Origin of the sequence: Thalassotalea psychrophila (assembly GCF_031583595.1) — a bacterium.
GTDB classification, from domain to species: domain Bacteria; phylum Pseudomonadota; class Gammaproteobacteria; order Enterobacterales; family Alteromonadaceae; genus Thalassotalea_A; species Thalassotalea_A psychrophila.
Map to the genome: position 1 here is coordinate 530907 of NZ_CP134145.1, position 21905 is coordinate 552811.

15 protein-coding genes are annotated in these 21905 nt (G+C 38.8%); 14 read left to right on the forward strand and 1 reads right to left on the reverse strand.

The features are described from left to right. The first annotated feature begins 93 nt into the window (after positions 1–93). The 14 genes from RGQ13_RS02285 (at position 94) to RGQ13_RS02350 (ending at position 19461) form a co-directional block, all read left to right on the forward strand. The gene (locus RGQ13_RS02285) at positions 94–1560 is read left to right on the forward strand and encodes a sulfatase-like hydrolase/transferase (RefSeq protein WP_348391940.1); all 1467 of its coding nucleotides are present in this window, start codon (positions 94–96) and stop codon (positions 1558–1560) included. 45 nt (positions 1561–1605) lie between these two features. After that, positions 1606–3894: a right-handed parallel beta-helix repeat-containing protein gene (locus RGQ13_RS02290; RefSeq protein ID WP_348391941.1), complete on the forward strand. Its 2289-nt coding sequence runs from the start codon at positions 1606–1608 to the stop codon at positions 3892–3894. Between the two features lie 141 nt (positions 3895–4035). Beyond that, complete coding sequence (locus RGQ13_RS02295) at positions 4036–4812, forward strand: SGNH/GDSL hydrolase family protein (RefSeq protein ID WP_348391942.1); 777 nt, start codon at positions 4036–4038, stop codon at positions 4810–4812. Positions 4813–4819: 7 nt separating this feature from the next. Beyond that, positions 4820–6688, forward strand: coding sequence for an alpha-L-fucosidase (locus RGQ13_RS02300; protein ID WP_348391943.1), 1869 nt, complete (start codon positions 4820–4822; stop codon positions 6686–6688). A 285-nt stretch (positions 6689–6973) separates the two neighbouring features. Continuing rightward, positions 6974–7969: a Gfo/Idh/MocA family protein gene (locus tag RGQ13_RS02305; RefSeq protein ID WP_348391944.1), complete on the forward strand. Its 996-nt coding sequence runs from the start codon at positions 6974–6976 to the stop codon at positions 7967–7969. A gap of 171 nt (positions 7970–8140) precedes the next feature. Next, a complete protein-coding gene (locus RGQ13_RS02310; RefSeq protein ID WP_348391945.1) occupies positions 8141–10366 on the forward strand; it encodes a molybdopterin oxidoreductase family protein in 2226 nt (741 codons plus the stop codon). 110 nt (positions 10367–10476) lie between these two features. Next, a complete protein-coding gene (locus RGQ13_RS02315; protein WP_348393367.1) occupies positions 10477–12444 on the forward strand; it encodes a DmsC/YnfH family molybdoenzyme membrane anchor subunit in 1968 nt (655 codons plus the stop codon). A gap of 2 nt (positions 12445–12446) precedes the next feature. Next, positions 12447–12869 carry a hypothetical protein gene (locus RGQ13_RS02320; RefSeq protein ID WP_348391946.1) on the forward strand — a complete coding sequence of 141 codons (423 nt, stop codon included), beginning with the start codon at positions 12447–12449 and terminating at the stop codon, positions 12867–12869. A 55-nt stretch (positions 12870–12924) separates the two neighbouring features. Continuing rightward, positions 12925–13752: an SDR family oxidoreductase gene (locus RGQ13_RS02325; protein ID WP_348391947.1), complete on the forward strand. Its 828-nt coding sequence runs from the start codon at positions 12925–12927 to the stop codon at positions 13750–13752. Positions 13753–13867: 115 nt separating this feature from the next. Beyond that, positions 13868–14086, forward strand: coding sequence for a hypothetical protein (locus RGQ13_RS02330; protein WP_348391948.1), 219 nt, complete (start codon positions 13868–13870; stop codon positions 14084–14086). 177 nt (positions 14087–14263) lie between these two features. Continuing rightward, positions 14264–14821 (forward strand): hypothetical protein, encoded by a 558-nt coding sequence (locus tag RGQ13_RS02335; protein ID WP_348391949.1) that lies wholly within the window; start codon positions 14264–14266, stop codon positions 14819–14821. 176 nt (positions 14822–14997) lie between these two features. Beyond that, complete coding sequence (locus RGQ13_RS02340; RefSeq protein ID WP_348391950.1) at positions 14998–16080, forward strand: acyltransferase family protein; 1083 nt, start codon at positions 14998–15000, stop codon at positions 16078–16080. Between the two features lie 31 nt (positions 16081–16111). After that, complete coding sequence (gene bshA, locus RGQ13_RS02345) at positions 16112–17272, forward strand: N-acetyl-alpha-D-glucosaminyl L-malate synthase BshA (RefSeq protein ID WP_348391951.1); 1161 nt, start codon at positions 16112–16114, stop codon at positions 17270–17272. Positions 17273–17280: 8 nt separating this feature from the next. Beyond that, on the forward strand, positions 17281–19461 hold the full coding sequence (locus tag RGQ13_RS02350; protein WP_348391952.1) for a cation:dicarboxylate symporter family transporter: 2181 nt from the start codon (positions 17281–17283) through the stop codon (positions 19459–19461). A gap of 99 nt (positions 19462–19560) precedes the next feature. Here RGQ13_RS02350 and RGQ13_RS02355 read toward each other — a convergent pair whose 3' ends face one another. Then, positions 19561–21516, reverse strand: a complete 1956-nt coding sequence (locus RGQ13_RS02355; RefSeq protein WP_348391953.1) for a BCCT family transporter — start codon at positions 21514–21516, stop codon at positions 19561–19563. Positions 21517–21905: the final 389 nt, after the last annotated feature.

Below are 21905 nucleotides of genomic sequence, written 5' to 3' on the forward strand. Positions count from 1 at the left end.
TCTTATAAAAACCTGTTGGTTGTTATGTTATATTTAGAAATACATCGGTAGTGGTAGTGTGTTATGGTCAAAATAATAAGTTAGGAAAATAACATGAAGCTTAATATAAAATATTTGTGCGCAGTTATAACTGGAGCAATACTTGCGGTGTCTTCTGTAAACAACTTCGCCTTTGCAAGCAAACAAAATAATGTTACTAGGGACAAACCCAATATTATCTTTATTTTTGCAGATGATTGGGGCTGGGGGGATATATCTAAACACGGTCATCCTGACATTCGCACACCAAACATTGACCGTTTAGCCGAAGAAGGCTCAGAGTTTTATCAGTTTTCGGTATCAAATCCGGTATGCTCTCCAAGTCGTGCGGGAGTATTAACAGGACAATATCCCGCAAGAAATAACGTTCATCGTCACTTTTCCAGTTTTGCTCATCACGATAATATGGGCATGGCCGATTGGTTAGATCCTAATGTTGTTAATATGCCAAAGGTGATGAAATCTGCCGGTTATAAAACTGCTCACTTTGGTAAATGGCATTTAGGTAATAACGGTGGTGCACCACAAGCTGTTGAATATGGTTACGATGAGGCGAAAGTGTTTAACGGTACAGGGCCGCAGACCACCTTTGTAGGGCTATTTGATGATGCTGTCGACTTTATGGCCCGTCATAAAGACCAACCATTTTTTATTAATCTATGGATCCATGAAACCCATTTACCTCACGACCCAACTAAAGAATCTTTAGAAAAATACCAGCATTTAAGTGAGCAAGATCGCGTGTATGCCGCCGTTGTTGATGGTGCAGACCAGCGCATTGGTAAAGTATTAAAAGCATTAGATGATTTAAATCTTGCTGAAAATACCTTGGTTGTATTTTCAACCGACAATGGCCCCGAGCATACCGGTAATGATAAACAATTAAACCATGGCAATGGAAAAAGTGACTATATGCAAGGTGATTATGCCTATGGAAAATATTACAGCACAGGTTCATCAGGAGGTCTTCGTGGTGGCAAGCGAGACACTTATGAAGGGGGCTTACGCGTGCCATTTTTGGTACGTTGGCCTGCTCAAGTGCCGGCGGGTATTACCAATACACAAACCATTGTTACCGCGGTTGACTTATTACCGACTTTTGCTGAGGCCGCGGGTGCAACTTTGCCTAAAGGTTATCAATCAGATGGGCAAAGTGTATTGGAACTATTAAAAGGTGGCACCATTGAGCGTGAAAAACCTTTATTTTGGGAATGGCGTTACGGCAAAAAAAATGGCCAAGAACCGATGCTCGCGGTGCGAGAAGGCGCATGGAAACTATTTGTACACCAAGATACTAATAGCGTAGAACTTTATAACGTGATGCGCGACCGTGCAGAAACCATGGATGTCTCCAAGCAACACCCGGAAATGATTAAGCGTATGAAAAAATTGGCGTTAGAGTGGAAAGCCACACTACCAACAGCACCAGCGGCTCACACACTTTCGCCTAATCGCGAGAACAAAGCGGCAAAGACGAAAAAACCTAAAAAAAACAAGAACAAGAAAAATATTAAAGCATAAACTGCTTTTATTTATCGTCAATAACAAAAAAATAGGTTTTCGCTAGTGTTTGATAAATCATTGCAACGAAGAAGATTTTTAAAATTTGCCGGTGGCAGCATTGCTTCTGCGGCCACTTTGCCATTAGTTAGTCACGCTAATAGCAGGCAAAATTCATTGTTAATATCAACAAATCAAGCTGACTATTATGTTGCTACCAATGGTAACGATGCTTGGTCTGGTACAACAGCTGCGCCAGATAATAAGCAATCTGATGGACCTTTTGCATCTTTGGCAAAGGCCCGTGATGCAGTTAGAACATTAAAGAAAAGCCGTATAAATCAAAGGCAACCGAGTAAAAATATAACCGTATTGATCCGTGGTGGTTTGTATCAATTAGATGAAACTGTTGTTTTTGGGGTAGAAGATTCAGGTATGGCTAAAGCGACTGTTACTTATGCCGCTTATCCTAATGAAAAACCAGTGTTTAGTTCAGGCAAAAAAATAACAAACTGGCAACCGCTAAGTGACGAGCTACCCTTGTTACCACAAGCCGCAAAAGGGAAAGTTTGGCAAGCTGATATTAGTGCTGAATTTTCACAAGGATTTACCACGCTTTATGACAGCAAAGGCCGATTGCAACGGGCGCGCTCAACAGGCTTTATTCCGCTAAAGGGTGGTACAAAGGATTCTATTAATGTGCCCGATGGCATAGTTAAAAATTGGTCTAATGTTGAAGACATCGAGTTAATTGTCAGGCCGCACCATGCCTGGATTGTAAATATTTTGCCTTTAAAGTCGGTAGATGCAAACAAGGGGAAAGCAACCACCAAGGTTGTCTCAACTTACGCGATGAACCATTTGCACTTTTTAAAAGAAACCGATAATGCTTGGTTTGAAAATATCCCTGAAGCGCTGAACTCACCGGGTAACTGGGTGGTAAATAGCCAAACAGGCAAAGTGTATTTATGGCCAAGAGGCGAAAAACCGAGTGACGATATTGTCACTCCTAAACTTATTGAGTTGCTCCGTATTGAAGGTCAAGTAGATACGCACGGGCCTAAAGATAATCCGGTTAAAAATTTACATTTTGTTGGTTTAACTTTTATGCACGGCAAGCGTTATAATTTGGAAAATGATGATGCTGGTTTGCAACACGATTGGGATTATCTTGATAAATCGAATGCTTTGGTTCGGCTGCGTGGCGCTGAGCATTGTCATATAGAACATTGTCATTTCAGCAACAGCGGCAGTGGTGCCGTGCGCGTTGATTTACACGGACAATATAATCAAATTAGTAATAACCATATAGAGTACCTAGGCGGTGCGGGTGTGTTGTTGGTGGGTTATGGTCCAGGCACAAAGGATGTGAACCATCATAACAAAGTGTACAACAATCATATTCATCATATTGGTGAAATTTATTCTCACTCAGCCGGAATTTTTGTGTGGCAAAGTGGCCAAAATAAAGTGGCCAATAACCTGATACACCATACCCATTATTGCGGCATGATCATATCAGGTTGTATGAGTCATTTTTTTGACAAAACAGATCTTCGAGAATTAACACGGACAATACGCTGGCATGAAGTGCCCGGCAATGCGCCAAGTGGAAAAGTTAAAGGGAAAAGCAAACGCCGTTTCAATCGTAGCAAAGCGTTGCCGTATTTGCACAGTGTCGACAATATGATCGAAAATAACGAAATCCATCATGCGATGATGTCGATGGGTGATGGTAATGGTATTTATATTCGAGGTGCTGGCGAGGGCAATGTTATTCGTCGTAATTATGTGCATCATTTAATACAGCCCATGCAAATGCAAGCAGCTATTCGCACCGATGGCGGACAAACCAGCACATTAATCACTGAAAACATCATTTATAAATGTACCTCGCAAGGGATCATCTTAAAAGTGAATAATAAGGCGGTAAACAATATTATTGCCGATATTATCGCACCACCGCGTGGCTATTATTTATCATTGCGTGAAGGTCCATCAAATGAGGCCGCGATAAAACATAATATTTTCTATTCAAGCTCTGCTAAATGTCAGTTTATTAACGAATTGCCGCCGGATAAAGCGGGTAAGTCTGAAGACAGACGCGGCCGAAAACTGGCACGTTCAAAAGATGCAGATACCGATAAGAATATTTATTTCTGTCAAAGCACACCATCAATAGGCGAGCAGTTTTTGGCAAAACAACAAGCGAATGGTGTCGACAAAGAAAGTTTAGCAGCTGACCCTGTATTTATGGATATTGCTAATGCTGACTTTCGCCTTCATCCACTATCTCCGGCACTTAGTCTTGGATTTACGCCGATTGATATGTCAAAAATCGGTTTGCAAAAATGATAAAAACAAATAACGCTAAAGTCCGCGTTAACGATAAGTATTAAAGCAACAGTAGAGAAAGGGAATAATGTTCCTGATAAAAAGCTCTAACAAATGCTCCAGAATATGAATTAAAACAATAAACAGAAAAGAGAATAATAAATGAAAATATACATGTTAATTTTTGTAATGTTAAGCATGTTTAGCTCGGTTACTTATGCTGATTCTGTAAAGGATGCTTGGCTTGAACTTGTCGGTGATAAATTCAATACACGAGCAGAGTTTGCTTTTGTTGAAAATAATCCAGAGCTTCCTAATGTGCTTATTTACGGTGATTCTATTTCTATTCACTACACACAAGCAGTTCGCGCAGAAATTGAAAACAAAGCCAATATTTATCTCTTGTATTTAAATGGTGGCGACTCTTCTTCATTTATTACTAAGATGACTAAGATGCATACTACTATGCAAAATTCAGCTTTATCAGATCCTTGGACATTTGAATGGGATGTTATCCACTTTAACGTGGGTTTGCATGATCTTAAATACACCAAAGATAGAAAGCTTGATAAAGCCAATGGAAAGCAAGTTAGTTCGATTGCAGAATATGAAAGCAACCTTAGAAATATCGTAAAATATCTTAAAACAATAGCGCTTTCAGCCAAATTAATATTTGCAACAACAACACCAATACCATCAGGAGAACCTGGACGCATTGTAGGGGATGCAGCTAAATACAATGCAGTCGCATTAAATGTACTCAAAGATCACCCTGAGGTGATCATTAACGATTTATATCACTTTATCAAACCTAATCACCAAAAGTGGTGGGCAGGTGTTGGTAATGTCCATTACAACCAATTAGGTAGAAAGGCTCAGGGTGGCAAAGTCGCAAGTGTGATCCTTTCTCAACTACCGCTACAAATAAATACGGATTAGGGCAATAATGAAAGTATCTAGAAATAGAATCACCACCGTACTTACTAGTTTATTATTATCATCTGCAGCGCTCTCATTACCGACTGTTGCTGAAGAAACAGCGAAAGATAAACAACAAACCATGGATGAGCTATGGGGCGACAGTAGCTTAGATAAAATAAAGCATGCTAGTGCAGTGCGTGGTGCCTGGTTTTCTCAAGACAAATATTCAATGTTTATTCATTGGGGCCTATATTCAATGCCTGCAGGTGAATGGAAAGGCAAAACCTACTACGGTATTTCAGAGTGGTTAATGTCAAATCGCGTTGCTGATATTGCTGTTGATGAATACAAAAAATTAGCTGAACAATTCAACCCAACGGACTTTGATGCAAAAGCTATTGTTAAAATGGCCGTTGATGCCGGTATGAAAAATATTGTGATAACCGCAAAGCACCATGAAGGCTTTGCTATGTATCATTCTAAAAGCAGTGCATATGATATTGAAGATGCTACACCATTTAAGCGTGACCCACTTAAAGAGTTAGCTGGCGCTTGTGCTGATGCTGGAATTGGTTTGGGATTTTACTACTCGCAGATGCAAGATTGGTATGAACAAGGTGGGGCACATTTACCTTGGAATAGCTCCAAACAAACTCGCAGTTTTGATAAGTATTTTGATGAAAAAGTGGTTCCGCAAGTAACTGAGTTATTAACTGAATATGGTGATATTCGCACCGTTTGGTTTGATACTCCAGGCTCTATGACAAAGGTGCAGTCGCAAAAACTCGTTGATTTAACCAGAAGCTTGCAGCCTAAAGCCATGATCAACAGCCGTATTGGTAACGGTGTGGGTGACTTTAAAACGTTAGGCGATCATAGTCTGTCACAAGTAAATCACCCTGGCCTTTGGGAAACAATTGATACTACCAACAATAGTTGGGGTTATGCTTGGTATGATAAAAACTGGAAGTCGGGTACTGAAATACTACATCGATTAATCTCAACCGTTGGCCGCGGTGGCAACTATATGATTAACATCGGCCCGACAGGTACAGGTGAAGTTCCAAAAATGGCTGAAAAGGGGCTGCTAAGTGCTGGTAATTGGCTAAAGCAGTACGGTGACACCATATATGGTGCAAAAGGCTCACCTTGGGGCCGTGCACAGGCTTGGGGCGACATTACCACAAAAGCAAACAAGCTGTACTTACATGTATTTGATTGGCCTGCCAATGGAGAAATCCAATTATCAAATTTAAGCAACAAGATTGTTTCTGCTGAACTTTTAAATGATACAAAGCAAAAAATAGTGAGTGAAAAGCAAAGCAATGGCTGGACAAGCATTAGCGTTCCTATTAAAAAGCCAAATGGTTTAATCCCTGTAATCGCGTTAACACTTGAAGGTGAACCAAAAGTTGATGGTACCCCAGGTATCGATCCTAGTATCAAAACAACACTAAATTCAGCATTTGCTAACTGTAATATCGGTTGTACAAATAAAGAAATTCGCTGGATGCAAAAATTTGGTGATTGGAACTATGCCAATAACTTGTTGAATTGGGAAGATAACGGCAAAGGAGAATGGAAAGTAGATGTGGCACAAGCTGGCGATTACTACTTTGAAGTGTCTTATTCAGCCGATGAGGTAGTTGATTTCAGTGAGTGGATTTTCTCATTTAATGGTGAAGAAATGATGTTACAAGCGCTTGATACTGGTGAGCGTAAAAACTCAAAGCGTCAGGGTAAAGGTCGTACTTTATATCGTTATAGAACGGATGCTGTGGGTGTTGTAAACCTGAAAGCGGGTAAGCAATCAATCACTGTTATTCCTAAAGGTAAAGTTGTTGGTGGTGGCATTAATTTAAATGCGATTCATTTAACACCTGCACAACTTTAATCAGTTCAACGTAGAGCAGCATGGCAAGGTAAATTATAAGATGTTTTATTCGACCGTTATCAAATTAGTTTTAGTATCCTTGGTATTCTTATGGTCAACTGCTCCACGGCTGCAAAATAATTAACAATAGTATCTCTAAAGTGCAACCTACATAGGTCGCACTTTTTTGTTTCAGGGAATAAATAACGTAGAACTGCCAAGGCTGACTTAAGTTCTGTTATTGCTGTTATATTCTTATTTTCGCTATAAACTGTATTGATAAAACTCTAAAAAACTTAGCAAAAAATGAAATCAATTACAGGCAGAAACATTCGTTGGGGTATTATCGGGCTTGGTGGTATTGCCCATAAATTTGCAACTGATCTAATCAACGTTGATGGTGCCGAGCTATATGCCGTGGCTTCAAGAACTCAAACCAAAGCAGATGATTTTGCCGACAAATATCAAGCAAAAGTTTCTTACGATAGTTATCAAAAATTAGTCGAAGACGAACAAGTGGATGCAATTTATATCGCCACCCCGCATGCCTTACACCAAGAAAACAGCCTGTTATGTTTAGAGCATGACAAAGCGGTTTTATGTGAAAAACCTTTTGCGATGGATAGTCAGCAAGTAAATACCATGATTGCTTGTGCACAAAAAAATAACACATTGCTAATGGAAGCGCTCTGGACATTTTTTCTTCCCCATTATCAATTTGTGTTAAAAGAGCTGGCCAATAAAACCTATGGCAATATTTTAAAACTGGAAGCAAACTTTGGTTTTGTTCGTGAATTTAATGACGAGTCTCGATTATTTAATAAATCACTCGGCGGTGGCAGTCTTTTAGACATAGGTATTTACCCAATATTTGCAGCCCTTTCAACTCTTGGCAAACCGAAGTCCATAAATGCACGGGCGAGTTATTTTGCCAATGGCGCAGACTCATCTTGTGCAATGGTATTTGAGTATGATCATGCAACAGCGCTTCTTGAAAGTAGCTTGTTAGAGCAAACGTCTAATCAAGCGATATTTTATTGTGAAACAGGCGTTATTAAACTTAACAGCCCCTTTCACGGACCTACAACGGTAACGGTTATTGCTAACAATGATGAAAAGGTGTTTGATTTCGGTTATTGCACTAATGGTTACAACACTCACGGTTATAATTATGAAATTGAGCATTTTAATGAGTTATTACGACAAGGGAAAACTGAAAGCAATATTATGAGCTTTAGTTTTAGCCAACTGTTAATTAATACTCTGGATGAAGTGCGGAGCATTATTGGCTTGAACTATTAATTGCCATAAATCATCAACTAGCAACGCACTGTTTTAGGGCGTCGGCACTCTTATCGTACAGACAATCTTAAGTCATTAAGTGTAACCTATTGTTTAATCGGGTTTTTATTTTTGGTTTGAATTTTGCAACTGCACTATTAATGCAAAGCTATTCATTCTCAGGATTCATCTATGTTGTTTGGGCGTAAAAACAGAAAGCCTATTTCTATTCCTAGTAAAAAGGTTGAACAATGGAAATACACCACGTGTAACTATTGCTCTACCGGCTGTTCTATTGAGATTGGTTTAGACACCAATAAAAAAGTTGTTACGACTCGCGGCCACGCCGGCGCGGATGTAAATCGCGGTAAATTATGCATAAAGGGCATTTTAGAACATGAGCTTTTTGACAGCCCAGGTCGAGGCAGTGAACCACTTATTCGTGACAAACATTATGAAGCCTTTGAAAAAACTTCATGGGATAACGCGTTAGACGTTACCAGCGACAAAATAAAATCTATTCAAGCGCAATACGGTAAAGATTCTTTCGCCATTGTTTCAAGTGGCCAGCTTATGACTGAAGAATTCTACACCCTTGGAAAATTAGCCCGAGGTTGTATTGGCACTAATAACTATGATGGTAATACCACGCTTTGTATGGCGTCTGCGGTTAGTGGTTATAAGCGCTCATTTGGCTCTGATGGCCCACCAGGTTGTTATGATGATTTTGAGCACACTCATTGCTTTATGGCGTTTGGTTCAAACTTACCAGAGCAACATCCAATAATTTACTGGCGCTTAAAAGAGGCACTGGAAAAACGAAAGTTCCCACTCATAGTGGTTGACCCACGAGTCACTATGTTGGCGCAATTTGCTGATATTCATTTACCCATTACACCTGGTACTGACTGTGTGTTAATTAATGCCATGATGTTTGTCATTATCAATGAAGGCTTACAAGATCAAGCCTACATTGATGCTCATACCCAAGGCTTTGATGAAGTAAAAGCCTTAGTACAAGATTATGATCCTAAATCAGCTCAGCACATTTGTGGAATTGATGAAGATACCATTCGTAATGTGGCGCGTATTTATGCCAAAGCACCTGCGGCAATGAGCATTTGGACGATGGGCATTAACCAGTCTACACATGGCTCAGATGGTGTAGCGAACATCAATAATTTAAACCTGATCACTGGCAATATTGGTAAGCCGGGTGGTACAAGTTTATCGATCACTGGTCAGTGTAATGCCATGGGCACCCGTGAGTGGTCATCGTGCTCTGGTTTGCCGGGGTATCGCTACTTAGAAAATGCTGATGATAGACAAGAGATAGCAGATTTTTGGGGTATCGACCCAGAGTTCTTTCCAAAAAAGAGAGGTTTGGCAGAAACTGATATTTTCCCAGCCATTGAAACCGGCGAAATTAAAGGAATGTGGATAGTAGCAACGAATCCTATGACGTCAATGCCAAATACAGCTCGTATTCGTAAGGCACTGGAAAAGCTAGATTTTTTAGTTATTCAAGATGTTTATGAAGACGTAGAAACCAATCAGTATTCACATGTGTATTTTCCAGCGTCGGTGTGGGCTGAAAAAGAAGGCTGTCATACCAATACTGAGCGTCGGGTAAATCTAATTAGTAATGTGTTACCTCCTTATGCAAATTCAAAACCTGACTTTTGGATCTTTAACGAAATGGCAAAGCGTTTTGATAACGGCAAGGTTATCAATTTTCCAGAAACACCAGAAGGTGCGTTCAATGAAATGAAGCAATTGTCGAAAGGTAAGGGGAGAACGCTGGATATTTCTGGCATGACCTATGAAAAACTGGTTAAAGCTAAAGGGATCCAATGGCCCTACCGTGAAAGGAAGCGTGAAGAGAACTGTGAACAAGACAATGAAGCCCCGGAAAGCCTAAAAGGCGATCCGCGGTTATATACCGATGGTAAATTTCAAACCAAGTCGGGTAAAGCGAACTTATTGCCTATTAAATTCTTTAATAACAACGAACAGCCGTGCCAAGACTTTCCATTTTGGTTAAACAGTGGCCGTGTAGTTGAGCATTTTCATACCCGAACTCGTACAGGAAAAATAGGCAACTGTAATAAATTTAGCCCAACAGCCTATATGGAAATGAACCCGGATGCGGCCAATGAACTTGGCATTACTCATCAAAGTTATGTACGCCTTACCAGTCGTCGCGGTGATGCGGTAGTTATGGTGCAGCTAACTCAGCGAGTACCGCGCAATATGGTATTTATTCCGTTCCACTTTTTTGATTGTGTAAATCGCTTAACGTTAGGTTTATTAGACCCGCATTCTCGCCAGCCTGCGTTTAAGCAGTGTGCTGTGCAAATTGAAACTGTCGATCAAGTAGAAGCCGCCCGTTTAAATGTTGAACGTCGTGCATTTTAATTATTGTAGAAAGGTAAAAGACTATGAATCAATCACTTAAAAACAGTCCTGAACTGCAATCAATAGAGCCTGAACTACAAGAAACAGTACAAAGCTTTGACCCGAAAACCATGAGTGTCGAAATTAAGATCGCAGCTAGGGCAAAACCTGAAGCAGGAAAAGAGCAAGAAGGTCGTTCAAATCATTGGGAAGTTCGCACCGAAGAGCAAGACTATGCGTATTTGCCCGAGCAACCAATTAAAGATAAAAATCGCTACGGGCAATTAATTGATTGTGTCGATATTTCTGGTTTACCGAAAGATAGATCAATGTTTATCAACGAGAATCCAGAAGTTGGCAGCAACCCTAATCGTAATAAACAGCACGGTTTCTTCTTTACTGCCGACAACTGTATTGGTTGCCATGCATGTGAATCTGCGTGTTCTGAAAAAAATGATAACCCGGCGCATTTATCGTTTCGTTCGGTGGGTTATGTAGAAGGGGGTTCATACCCAGATTACAAGCGAATGAATATTTCAATGGCATGTAACCATTGTGATGATCCGGTATGTTTAAAAGGCTGTCCAACTAAGGCATACACTAAACATGCTGAATACGGCGCAGTTCTTCAAGATCCTGAAACCTGTTTTGGTTGTGGTTACTGTACTTGGGTTTGCCCATACAATGCTCCGCAACTTGACCCAGTTAAAGGTCGAGTATCAAAATGTAATATGTGTGTTGATCGTTTAGAGGTTGGCTTAAAACCTGCGTGTGTTTCTGCCTGTGTCGGTAATGCACTAGATTTTGGTGTGATAGAAAATACCCCTGAAAATCGTGAGCAATGTAAAACCAGTATTCCGGGTTTCCCTGACCCTGAGATAACTCATCCAAACATCCGTTTTCAACAAACTAAATCGATGCCGGATGAAATGAGTCGTACCGATTCAATGCCAGTAAAATACCATAAAGACAAAAATGGTGACTACAAGCCAGTGGTCGATCAAAAACATGGCAAGGCAAAACATTGGAATTTTTCTCGTTTAAACAGTAGAGAAAATCCATTGGTATTATTTACCTTATTCGCACAAGCGGCATTCGGTACATTTGTTATTCCATTTTTAGCGGCATTGTTCGGTGTTGAAGCATTCAAAGGCTTTTTAAGCTCAGATATGTTTGTGCCACTTACCCTATTAGCATTGGCTTTTACCAGCTTCGGTTTGTTTATGAGTGTGACCCATTTAGGTAAACCTATGCGCTTTTATCGTGGTTTTAACAACTTACGTTATTCACCAATGAGTCGAGAAGGGCTAGGCTTGGCATTATTCAGTGCCGGTTGTGGTTTAACTGTGCTGTTTTCTATACCAAACAATGACTGGATAACGCAGCTAGTTAATACACTTTTAGGTGTAAACTTAGTTACCTTAACTGAACAATTACCGCTTGCCTCATTACAAACCGGAGCAGGAATATTTGCTTTGTTAGCTGGCTTTACTGGCATTTATTACATGAATAAATGTTATCAAATTAAGGCGCGCCCATTTTGGAATCACTGGCAAACAGTGACTTCGTTTAGTGGTAACAGCTTATCTTTGGGCGCTTTTGTTAGTGGTGTCGTGGTGATTTCTACCATGTTGGTACAATCGGTAGACACTACACTAGTTAAGCAAGCAATAGCGGTAATTGGCGGCGTATTTTTATTAGGTATGGTTATTGAAGCTCTCGGGTTAATTCGTCATAACTATGATTTAAACCGTAATGAGAATGAAGGCGGCGCAGCGCACTATGTACAATGTACTACCTTTGGTAAAACCTACTTATTGCGCAATTATTTGCTAGGTATCAACATTGTGCTAACTAGTGCCTTATTGGCCTATTCATTATTTGCAGGCGTAACTACGCTGGTATTAGTTTTGTGGTCACTATTGGCCTTATTAAACTGTTTCACTGCGATGGTTGGTCGGGCATTATTTTATATATTAGTGATCCCTACGACTATGCCTGGAGCGTTTTTCTGGAAAAACAAAGGCTTTGAAGAACATGCTCGTGAGATAGGTTTAGCAGATAACCCAACTACTGGTGTAGCACCTTTGGCGCATTAACTATGAAAAAGATGGAATTAACTCTAGAACAAACGATAAACAAAACTTGCTTAATTGGCCTAAGCTATTTTGATGCTGCGCATAATTTACTTAAACAAAGTATGCTCGCCGGGACAGTTACTGCGATAGATAAAGAAATGGGTATTACCGTTTCTTTATTATCCACAGCTGATACTAAAGACACGCAAAAAGCAGCAAATTTTATCTTGCCGGTGAATTTAGCTTGTTGGTTTATAGCCCCTAAAGGTGATTTTCATACTAGCCAGTCTGGCGTAAAAATTACTAACCCAGATTACTTGGTTACTTGGGATATTTATCAAACTAAAGCGCAAAAGCCAGAACAAGTAAATGATGGTAAACCGGTTGATGGTGAGCAGCAATGGTGGAAATGGCTACCCAGAACAGAGCCGCCACAAATAGGTTGATAAAGACTCATTAATGTATCCATAATGAAGCTATTAGTGAACACATGGAACATATATGAAGAGTAAATCAATACTGATCACCGGCTGCTCGTCTGGTATTGGCCTAGATTCGGCAAAAACATTATTAGCAAGAGGCTATCAAGTGTTTGCCACAGCCAGAAAGCAAGCCGATGTCGACAAATTAACTGCCCAAGGTTTGCAAGCAATACGCTTAGACCTTGGTGAGCTAAGTTCTATTGAACAAGCGCTGGCGCAGGTACTTGAAGTAACCGGTGGTACCCTTGATTATTTATTTAATAATGGCGCTTATGGGCAGCCGGGTGCTGTTGAAGATCTTACCACTGATGTATTACGCCAACAATTTGAAGCTAACGTGTTTGGTTGGCATGAATTAACCATCCAAGTGCTCAAAATTATGCGCGCCCAAGGGCATGGCCGTATAGTGCAAAATAGTTCAGTATTAGGTTTTGTTTGTATGCCATATAGAGGCGCCTATAACGCTTCAAAATTTGCTATCGAAGGCTTAACCGATACGCTCAGGTTAGAATTAAAAAATACTAATATTCAAATTAGCATTTTACAACCGGGTCCTATCGACACGCACTTTAGACAAAATGCACTGCAAGCGTTTAAGCAAAATATTGATTGGCAACATAGTATTCACAGCAATAATTATCAAAAACAGATTGATCGCTTAGCAAGTACAGAACCAGCCAGCGGCTTTACTTTACAAGCAAGTGCGGTAACTCGTTGTTTAATTCATGCTTTGGAAAGTAAACGCCCAAAAATTCGATACCGCATAACGTTTCCAACTAAATTGTTCGCCATTCTCAAACGCCTATTACCCAATCGTTGGTTAGATGTATTGTTAAATAAAGGTTGAGAGGTAGAAGGTCAAGGATTAAAGGATTAAAGGAGTCAAGGAGTCAAGGGGGGCAGGAAAAATTGACCGACCTAAACTATGCTTATTATAAGCCCAATTGCCTATGGTAAGCATTATGAAAATGTCACATATACATACGGAAATTCAAGCAGGTATTCTCAACTATTTATCAATTCATCCAAATGCCTCGGCACCTGCCGAAGATATTTGTTCAAACTGGTTAGCCAATGAAAATTTCGCCCATAATATTGAGCAAGTTCAAACCGCTCTTGATAGATTGGTTGATCATGGTGAAATGCATAAAATGTCTGACAGCAATTTGTATTCATTATGAGTATGCCAAGCCATATTTACGCGTAGTCAAAAAAATCAGTATTTGGTAAATATCACTAGTTTTAGTTTTATTGCTTTTTTACCTTCGCTACAGCCCTTTGTTTATAAAGGGCTTTATTGTTGGTATATATGTTGCTTTAAGTGAATGGAATTTACAATATATACACAAGGCATTTACATGAACGAGCAACAACTCAAACAATTTCGCTTATACTTTACTGGCGCTGTAACGATAATAATTTCGGCGTTATTAGTTTGGCAGTATTTTAATGGTGGCGTGCCAATCCATCACCCTTTACATCGTGCTGATATGCCAGGAATCTCAAATTGGTGGGGCGCAGTGTTATTACCAGCTCTATCTTGGTTTCTTCTCGGGCGAATTCATCAACGTATTATTGACTCTCCTAATAATAACAACGAACAAAAGTATCCAAGAGCAGTTATTATTGGATTTACTGCTGCGTTAATTTACGGTGCCGTATTTTCAACAAGTTATGCCTACGGCTTTTCAAGTGTAACTTCAATACTGTTTCCTTGGGTTTTGGTTTTATCGTTATTTTTTAAACTTTATAAAGAAGAGTGTGTACTAGCCGTTATTCTTAGTATGTCATTTGTATTTGGCGCTGTGCTGCCTACAGTATTCGCCCTAGTTGTTGGCCTTGTATCTGCTTTGATATATCACCTTGTGAATTTTATTTACTCGCGTACTTCTATCTTAATTATGAAGACAAGATAATCATTTTATTTAAGTCTTTATTTTAACAAGCAACGGGAGTTCATAGAGAAATTAAAAAAGTTTAGTGTTTAACCTTTACACTTTGAAATATAAGCTATTCTTTAAGGTTAGATACTAATACTTTGTAATTTATTTAGGTTACTTTTTAAGTATTAACGTTAAAGGCCTAATTAAGCATGACATCTGAAGCTGTAAACCAACAAGATAAACCTGCGAAAAAGAAATTCCTCAATAGCATCAATCACTTTCGAGGTGTTGCCATTATTTTTATTGTAATGGCGCATTGTTATCGCCCGGCTGGTTGGCAAATAGAGACGCTTGCTGATAAGTTTTGGTTTAACCTGATGATGAATGGCACCGTTTTCTTCGTCTTTATTTCTGGTTTTTTATTTCATCATGTTTTTTATAATCGCTGGGATTATGAAAAATATATGAAGAGTAAAACCAAGTATGTATTTGTTCCTTATTTCTTATTATCTTTGCCTTGGATTATTTGGCATTTACTTGCTGGGCCAGAGCCATCTTTGCATGTTCTACATGCCAATATTAGTGATACCTCTACCGCAGCAACCTGGTATGTATTAACCGGTAGGGCTTTGACCGCATATTGGTATATACCAATGGGGATGATGTTGTTTGCCCTATCCCCTTGGGTGATGGGCTTAATTCAACGCAAGTCGTTGCTACAGTTTGCTATTCCTTTGGCGATACTTGCCATGTTGATGCACCGACCAATTTCTAATTTAAATGCAATTCAATCTCTGATCTACTTTCTACCGGTATATTTAATTGGTGTTTGGACCTCAGTGGCTAGAGATAAAATATTTCCTGTTATCGATAAATACTGGTTGTTAATGTTGGTCGCCGCGGTTGGTTTAGCGATTGGACAAGCATTTTTTTATGGTGCAGGGGTGTTAAATAAACATGCCTTTGAGTTTACGGTTTTAGATCTGATGTTGCCGCAAAAACTACTTCTCACTTTTGTATTACTGGCTGTTCTGAATAAGTTTGAACATATTAGTATTACCTTTTTACAAAAATTAGCTGAAGTCAGTTTTGCTATTTATTTTATCCATCCATGGATAACAACACCTTGGTGGATGATTTATAACAGCCCAGATGTCTTTAATATGAAAGGGCAAGGGAATATCTTAACCACACTATTAGTGACTATGGGGGTCATTGCCATTTCTTACGTTATTGCTAAAATTTTTAAGAAAGTTTTAAAGCAACGCAGTCGTTACATTATTGGTTGGTAAGTATGAATATTTTTAACGGAGGTTATCTGATTTGCGTATAGGTATAGTTTGCCATCCAACTATTGGAGGCTCAGGTTTAATTGCTACTCAACTTGGTATTGGATTAGCGCGTATAGGTTATGAAGTGCACTTTATATCTCATGCTCGACCTTTTAAATTAGTCGATGAAAAAGGCATTTTTTTCCATTGTGTCGAGGGCATAGATTACCCCTTATTTGATGATCCACTTTATACGTTTGCCTTAACGGCAAAAATAGTTGAAATAGCGAATACTTACGATTTAGATTTAGTGCATGCGCATTATTCTATTCCACATTCGTTATGTGCATATCTCGCTTCAGAAATTACCCATAAGAAATTTCCAACTGTAACTACAATTCATGGCACAGATGTTACCGTTGTTGGGCAAGATAAACCGCTCTATCCACTAAATAGATTCAGTATTAACAAAAGTACAGTGGTTACTACCGTTTCTAATTTCCAACGACGATATACAAAAGAGCAATTCGATATTAGAAAGTCAATTGAGGTGATTTATAACTTTATTGATCTTGATGTTTTTTCACCAAAACATGCGAGCTTAGAGCGCAGGCGTATGTTAGCCAGTGACGATGAAAAAATATTAATGCATATCTCAAACTTTCGGCCGGTAAAAAATACCGAAGCGGTAATTGAGACCTTTCATATGGTGCAAGCTAAGGTAAATGCACGTTTAGTGTTACTTGGTAATGGCCCTGATTTAAATAAAATTAAATTGCTGTGCCAGCAGCTAGGCATAGCTGAAAAGGTCACTTTTTTAGGCGATGTTATGCATGTTGAAAACATTATTCCTAATGCTGACTGTGTCTTTCAACCTAGCTATCACGAATCATTTAGTATGGTGGCTTTAGAGGCCATGGCATGTGGAGTGCCTACCGTTACCAGTAATGCGGATGGTATCCCGGAAGTAGTAGAGCAAGGCAAGAGTGGTTTTATGTCAGAGCCAAACGACATTCTTGCCATGGCTAAGGATATTATCGATGTGCTAAGCGATACCCAATTACAACAGCGAATGGGCGCTTATGGCCGTAAACGAGCTGAGCAAAATTTTTGTTGGTCAGACAAAATTGCCGAATATGTAAAGTGTTATGAAAATGCGATTTTAAAATATCAACCGAAATTAATTGAATTTCCTAAAACAAAACAACAATAGGAAAAAATATGTTTGATAAAAAAAATAAAATGAGCATGTCGACCATGGTGCTGCTTTCCTTTGCGTTAGGCATTATCTTTGGCTTGTTTTTTGGTGAAATGATAGGTTGGATGGGGATCATTGGTGATGCTTTTATTAAGTTATTACAAATGACCATTATTCCGTACATCATAGTTTCACTGATATCTAGCCTAGGTAACTTGTCCTATGATCAAGCTCGTTCGTTAGGCGTCAAAGTAGGTAAGTTGATGTTGGTGATATGGGTAATCGGTCTTCTAGTGATGTATTTAATTAAATTTACATTTCCAGAATGGCAATCGGGTTCGTTTTTCAGTTTAACCGCATTAACTGATCCTGAATCTATTGATTTACTTGATTTATACATACCGGCAAATCCATTCTATTCGTTATCAAACAGTTATATTCCTGCCATCGTTGTTTTCTGTGTTGCCACTGGTATTGCGCTTATTTCTGTAGATGAAAAAGAGTCGTTAATGAAACCTATGGAGTTATTAGGCGCCGCGTTTAATAAAGTGACTCAATATATTGTAAAAATGATGCCGATTGGTATTTTTGCGATGACAGCTGCGACTGCAGGAACGATGGACTTAGCTGAGTTTCAAAAGCTGCAGGTGTATTTTGTTGCACATATAGTAATGACCATCATCTTAACTTATTGGGTGTTGCCGGCAATTTTAGCGACGATAACCCCATTTTCCTATCGTGATATAACTGGTATCGCCAAAGATGCGATGATTACTGCGTTTGCTGCCGGTAATATATTTATCATTTTGCCGTTATTAATTGAACGTACCAAAGAGCTGTTTCATAAATATAATTTGGGTGATGAAAATACCGACAACTATTCTAATATCATTATTCCTGTAGTGTTTAGTTTTCCGAATTTAGGCAAGTTATTAACCATAGTATTCGTATTATTTGCCGCTTGGTTCTCAGGTAGAGAGCTTGATTTTTTAACCTACCTACCTATGTCTATCAATGGGCTTATTAGCTTATTTGGCAGTGTGTACTTAACCATACCAATGTTATTGGACTCATTAGAGCTGTCCTCTGATTTATTTCAATTGTTTATGGTATCCAGTTTATTTACCAGTCGTTTTACATCGCTTTTAGCGGCAATGAATATTTTCATTCTTGCCGTGGGTGGTACCGCTATGTTGGCAGGTATTGCCAAGATAAGTATGAAACGTTTGGCGGTGTACAGCGCATTAACGCCGGTGGTTTTTGTGGCTATCTTTTCACTGACAAATATGTTGTTAAGCAGTTTCGTCGACACTGAATATGTTATGGATGAAGTCGTAACAAAAATGGAAACAGCAAACGAACTTCCTGAAGAAGTTAAAACTTACCTTTGGGATGATTTAGCGCCAACCATATCACCAAGATCGATTACAGATATAAAGAAAAATGGCTATTTAAATGTTGGCTATAACCCCAGACAAGTGCCTTTCTCATATTTCAATGCTAATAAAGAGTTGGTGGGCTTTGATATTGAAATGATGAAAAAACTCGCTTCTGAATTGGATGTTAAATTGGTTTTCATACCTTACGATGACGTTAATGCTGTTAAAGCATTAAACAGAGGTCAATTTGATATTGCCATTTCGGGGCTGCAAATGACTACAAAACGTATTCAAATGTTAAACTTCACCAACCCTGCCCTGACACTGCATTATTCTATCGTGGTGAAAGATCATCGTGCTGATGAGTTTTTAAATAGTGATTATTTAAAAACGGCTGAAAAAATCACCTTAGCATCGGTAGGAGAATATTCAATATCATCGCAGCTGATCAAAATGTATCCAAACGTTGAAATACAACGAATAGAGTCAGATAAAGAATTTTTTGATGATAAAAGCGGTAAGTGGGATGGCTTAATTATTAGTTTAGAAGCGGGTCAAGCCTGGACTATTTTATACCCTGAATACGTTGCGATTTATAATCGCGATGACATTAAATCTTTCCCTATGTCTTATGCTGTTGCTCAAGACAATATTTCATTACAAACCTTTTTGAACAGTTGGTTAACCATTCAAGAATCTTCTGGTCATATTGAAAAGTTATATGGCTATTGGATTTTAGGTGAAAATGCCGTGCCAAAACAACCTCGTTGGTCAATCATAAAAGATGTTTTACATTGGGTAGATAGTGAAAAAGATGATAAATAAGTTGCCATAACTTCGGGTTATTTACTTGTTAGCGTGGTGAAGTACAAATGCTTCACCACACTAACAGGTAAATATATTAGGTTTGTTAAGGTTGTAGAACTAATCTCGTAACAAGTGTAAAAAGTGCATATGCTTCTGGTATTGATCAATAACATCGTTGATTATTGCTATTTCAGACCAACCCATAATATCGTAATCTTGTCCGCCTTCCATCAAATGTACTTCCGCCCGGTAATACATTTCATCAATGTCACTTTCGTCATCGGTAGCAAAGTCAGGTTGTGTATGCATTGTTTTGTGCACGCCATAAGCAAAGTCATGTTCAGTACCATGATTTACTAAAATTTTAATGCCGTTTTGAGATTGTTCTATTTCAGCACTAATGCCATTATTCTCAAACTGCTCTTTCAATTTGGTGAAGGCCTTTAATACTTTTCCTTCGATGTATTTAGTCGCATTTTTTTTATCAGGGTGCGAGACCAAATTGTCTAATTTTTCGCGCCATTGATCCGCGTCTTGATAATAATTGGTCGGCATTGCATTGACCAATAAACTTTCTTTTTTTGCACTTTCTATTTGTAACGCTCGCAGTAAACCAAATATGGCAAGCAGTAACACAATAGAAAACGGCAATGCGGCAGCGATGGTCATGGTTTGCAGAGCACCTAAACCTCCAGCAAGAGATAGCACTGCGGCAACTACACCAACAGTAATCGCCCAAAATAACCGTTGCCATAATGGCGTGTCATTTCGACCATTTGAACACAGCATATCGATAACCATCGCTCCAGAGTCACATGAAGTGACAAAGAAAATAACAATCATAACTACCGATAAAACGGTAAGAGCGGTGGTAAATGGGAAACTTTCAAGAAAGACAAACAAAGCTACAGAGCTATTTTCGCCCACCATTTGTGCCAAATTGGCGTTAGTACCATCGGTGACCATAGCAATAGCGGTATTGCCAAAGATAGTCATCCATAACAAAGTAAATAATGTGGGAACTAACATCACCCCTAAAATAAATTCTCTAATGGTTCGGCCACGTGAAATACGCGCAATAAATAATCCTACGAATGGTGCCCATGCAAGCCACCATCCCCAGTAAAATATTGTCCAACCGCCAATCCAATCTTTTTTATCATAAGCGAATAAGTTAAACGAGTTGTGGACTAAATCTGATAAATAAGCGCCAATATTTTGTACATATACCTTTAATAGGAAAACGCTTGGTCCAAGGATAAAGATTAACGCTAATAACGCTATAGCTAGAAGCATATTAGTTTGCGATAAAATTTTAATGCCTTTATCTAGTCCGGTAGCTACAGATATTGAAGCGAGTGCCGTAATGACGATCATAATAATAATTTGATTTTGCGTACTAACATCTATACCAAGCAAATAATTTAAACCTGAGTTAACTTGCGTCGCCCCTAGCCCTAAAGAGGTCGCGACGCCAAATACGGTACTAACAACGGCGAATATATCAACAATATGACCAGGCCAGCCATAAATTTTATTACCAATAATAGGATGCAATGCTGAACGAAGGGTTAAAGGCAATTTATGTCGATAACAAAAATATGACAAAATTAAGGCGACAATGGCATAAATAGCCCAGGCGTGTAATCCCCAATGGAAAAAGGTTATTTTCATCGCTTCTTGTGCTGCTTCTAATGTATTTTTATCTGCTGTCGGAGGCGCTAAATAATGCATAACTGGCTCAGCAACACCAAAAAACATCAATCCTATACCCATACCTGCTGCAAATAACATTGCAAGCCAGGTAGAGAAACTGTAATCAGGATTAGCGTGATCTGGTCCAAGCTTTATTGCACTGATACTTGAGAGGCTCAAATATAGAGCAAATACGAGTATTATTGTTACCGTTAAAACATAAAACCAACTGCCGTTAGTCACAATAGCGCTTTGTAAATATGAAAAATTACTGGTTGCGGTAGTAGGATCTAGGACGGTGTAAATGATTAGTGCAAGAATAAAAAGTGAAGATGCTATGAACACCGGTTTGTTTAGCTTTTCTAAATTTAGGTTCATAAACACAACTGATAGTTGAATTATAAGGTACTTTTAGTCTAGCAGTTAAAAATAATTTATCTGTAAAACAATGTATTAACTGTTGTTAAGTAGCTTTAATTGTTGAAACCTACACAGAGGTTGCATAGAGAAGAAACTATTAATAGGTTATAAAATCGTATTTAAAATATATCACCTGAAAGAGATTCTGGTTTCGAATGACGGTTTCCATAAGGGCGCACTTGTTTAGTGCGCTTAACTGTTCAAGCTAGGGCATTAATTAAATCAAATAAATGCTACTTACTATAACCTATTGTAATTATTGGTTATTTAATTTGTGGCACTGTGCTTGCTCTATCTAGTTTATATCTCGGTTATTTAACCGAAATCGCTATTAGCGATATTTTAAT

What these genes read in the sequence shown, in the direction of transcription:
- RGQ13_RS02285 (WP_348391940.1), top strand. Translation starts at nt 94, where the DNA reads ATGAAGCTTAATATAAAATATTTGTGCGCAGTTATAACTGGAGCAATA.
- RGQ13_RS02295 (WP_348391942.1), top strand. Translation starts at nt 4,036, where the DNA reads ATGAAAATATACATGTTAATTTTTGTAATGTTAAGCATGTTTAGCTCG.
- RGQ13_RS02300 (WP_348391943.1), top strand. Translation starts at nt 4,820, where the DNA reads ATGAAAGTATCTAGAAATAGAATCACCACCGTACTTACTAGTTTATTA.
- RGQ13_RS02305 (WP_348391944.1), top strand. Translation starts at nt 6,974, where the DNA reads ATGAAATCAATTACAGGCAGAAACATTCGTTGGGGTATTATCGGGCTT.
- RGQ13_RS02310 (WP_348391945.1), top strand. Translation starts at nt 8,141, where the DNA reads ATGTTGTTTGGGCGTAAAAACAGAAAGCCTATTTCTATTCCTAGTAAA.
- RGQ13_RS02315 (WP_348393367.1), top strand. Translation starts at nt 10,477, where the DNA reads ATGAGTGTCGAAATTAAGATCGCAGCTAGGGCAAAACCTGAAGCAGGA.
- RGQ13_RS02320 (WP_348391946.1), top strand. Translation starts at nt 12,447, where the DNA reads ATGAAAAAGATGGAATTAACTCTAGAACAAACGATAAACAAAACTTGC.
- RGQ13_RS02325 (WP_348391947.1), top strand. Translation starts at nt 12,925, where the DNA reads ATGAAGAGTAAATCAATACTGATCACCGGCTGCTCGTCTGGTATTGGC.
- RGQ13_RS02330 (WP_348391948.1), top strand. Translation starts at nt 13,868, where the DNA reads ATGAAAATGTCACATATACATACGGAAATTCAAGCAGGTATTCTCAAC.
- RGQ13_RS02335 (WP_348391949.1), top strand. Translation starts at nt 14,264, where the DNA reads ATGAACGAGCAACAACTCAAACAATTTCGCTTATACTTTACTGGCGCT.
- RGQ13_RS02340 (WP_348391950.1), top strand. Translation starts at nt 14,998, where the DNA reads ATGACATCTGAAGCTGTAAACCAACAAGATAAACCTGCGAAAAAGAAA.
- RGQ13_RS02350 (WP_348391952.1), top strand. Translation starts at nt 17,281, where the DNA reads ATGTTTGATAAAAAAAATAAAATGAGCATGTCGACCATGGTGCTGCTT.
- RGQ13_RS02355 (WP_348391953.1), bottom strand. Translation starts at nt 21,516, where the DNA reads ATGAACCTAAATTTAGAAAAGCTAAACAAACCGGTGTTCATAGCATCT.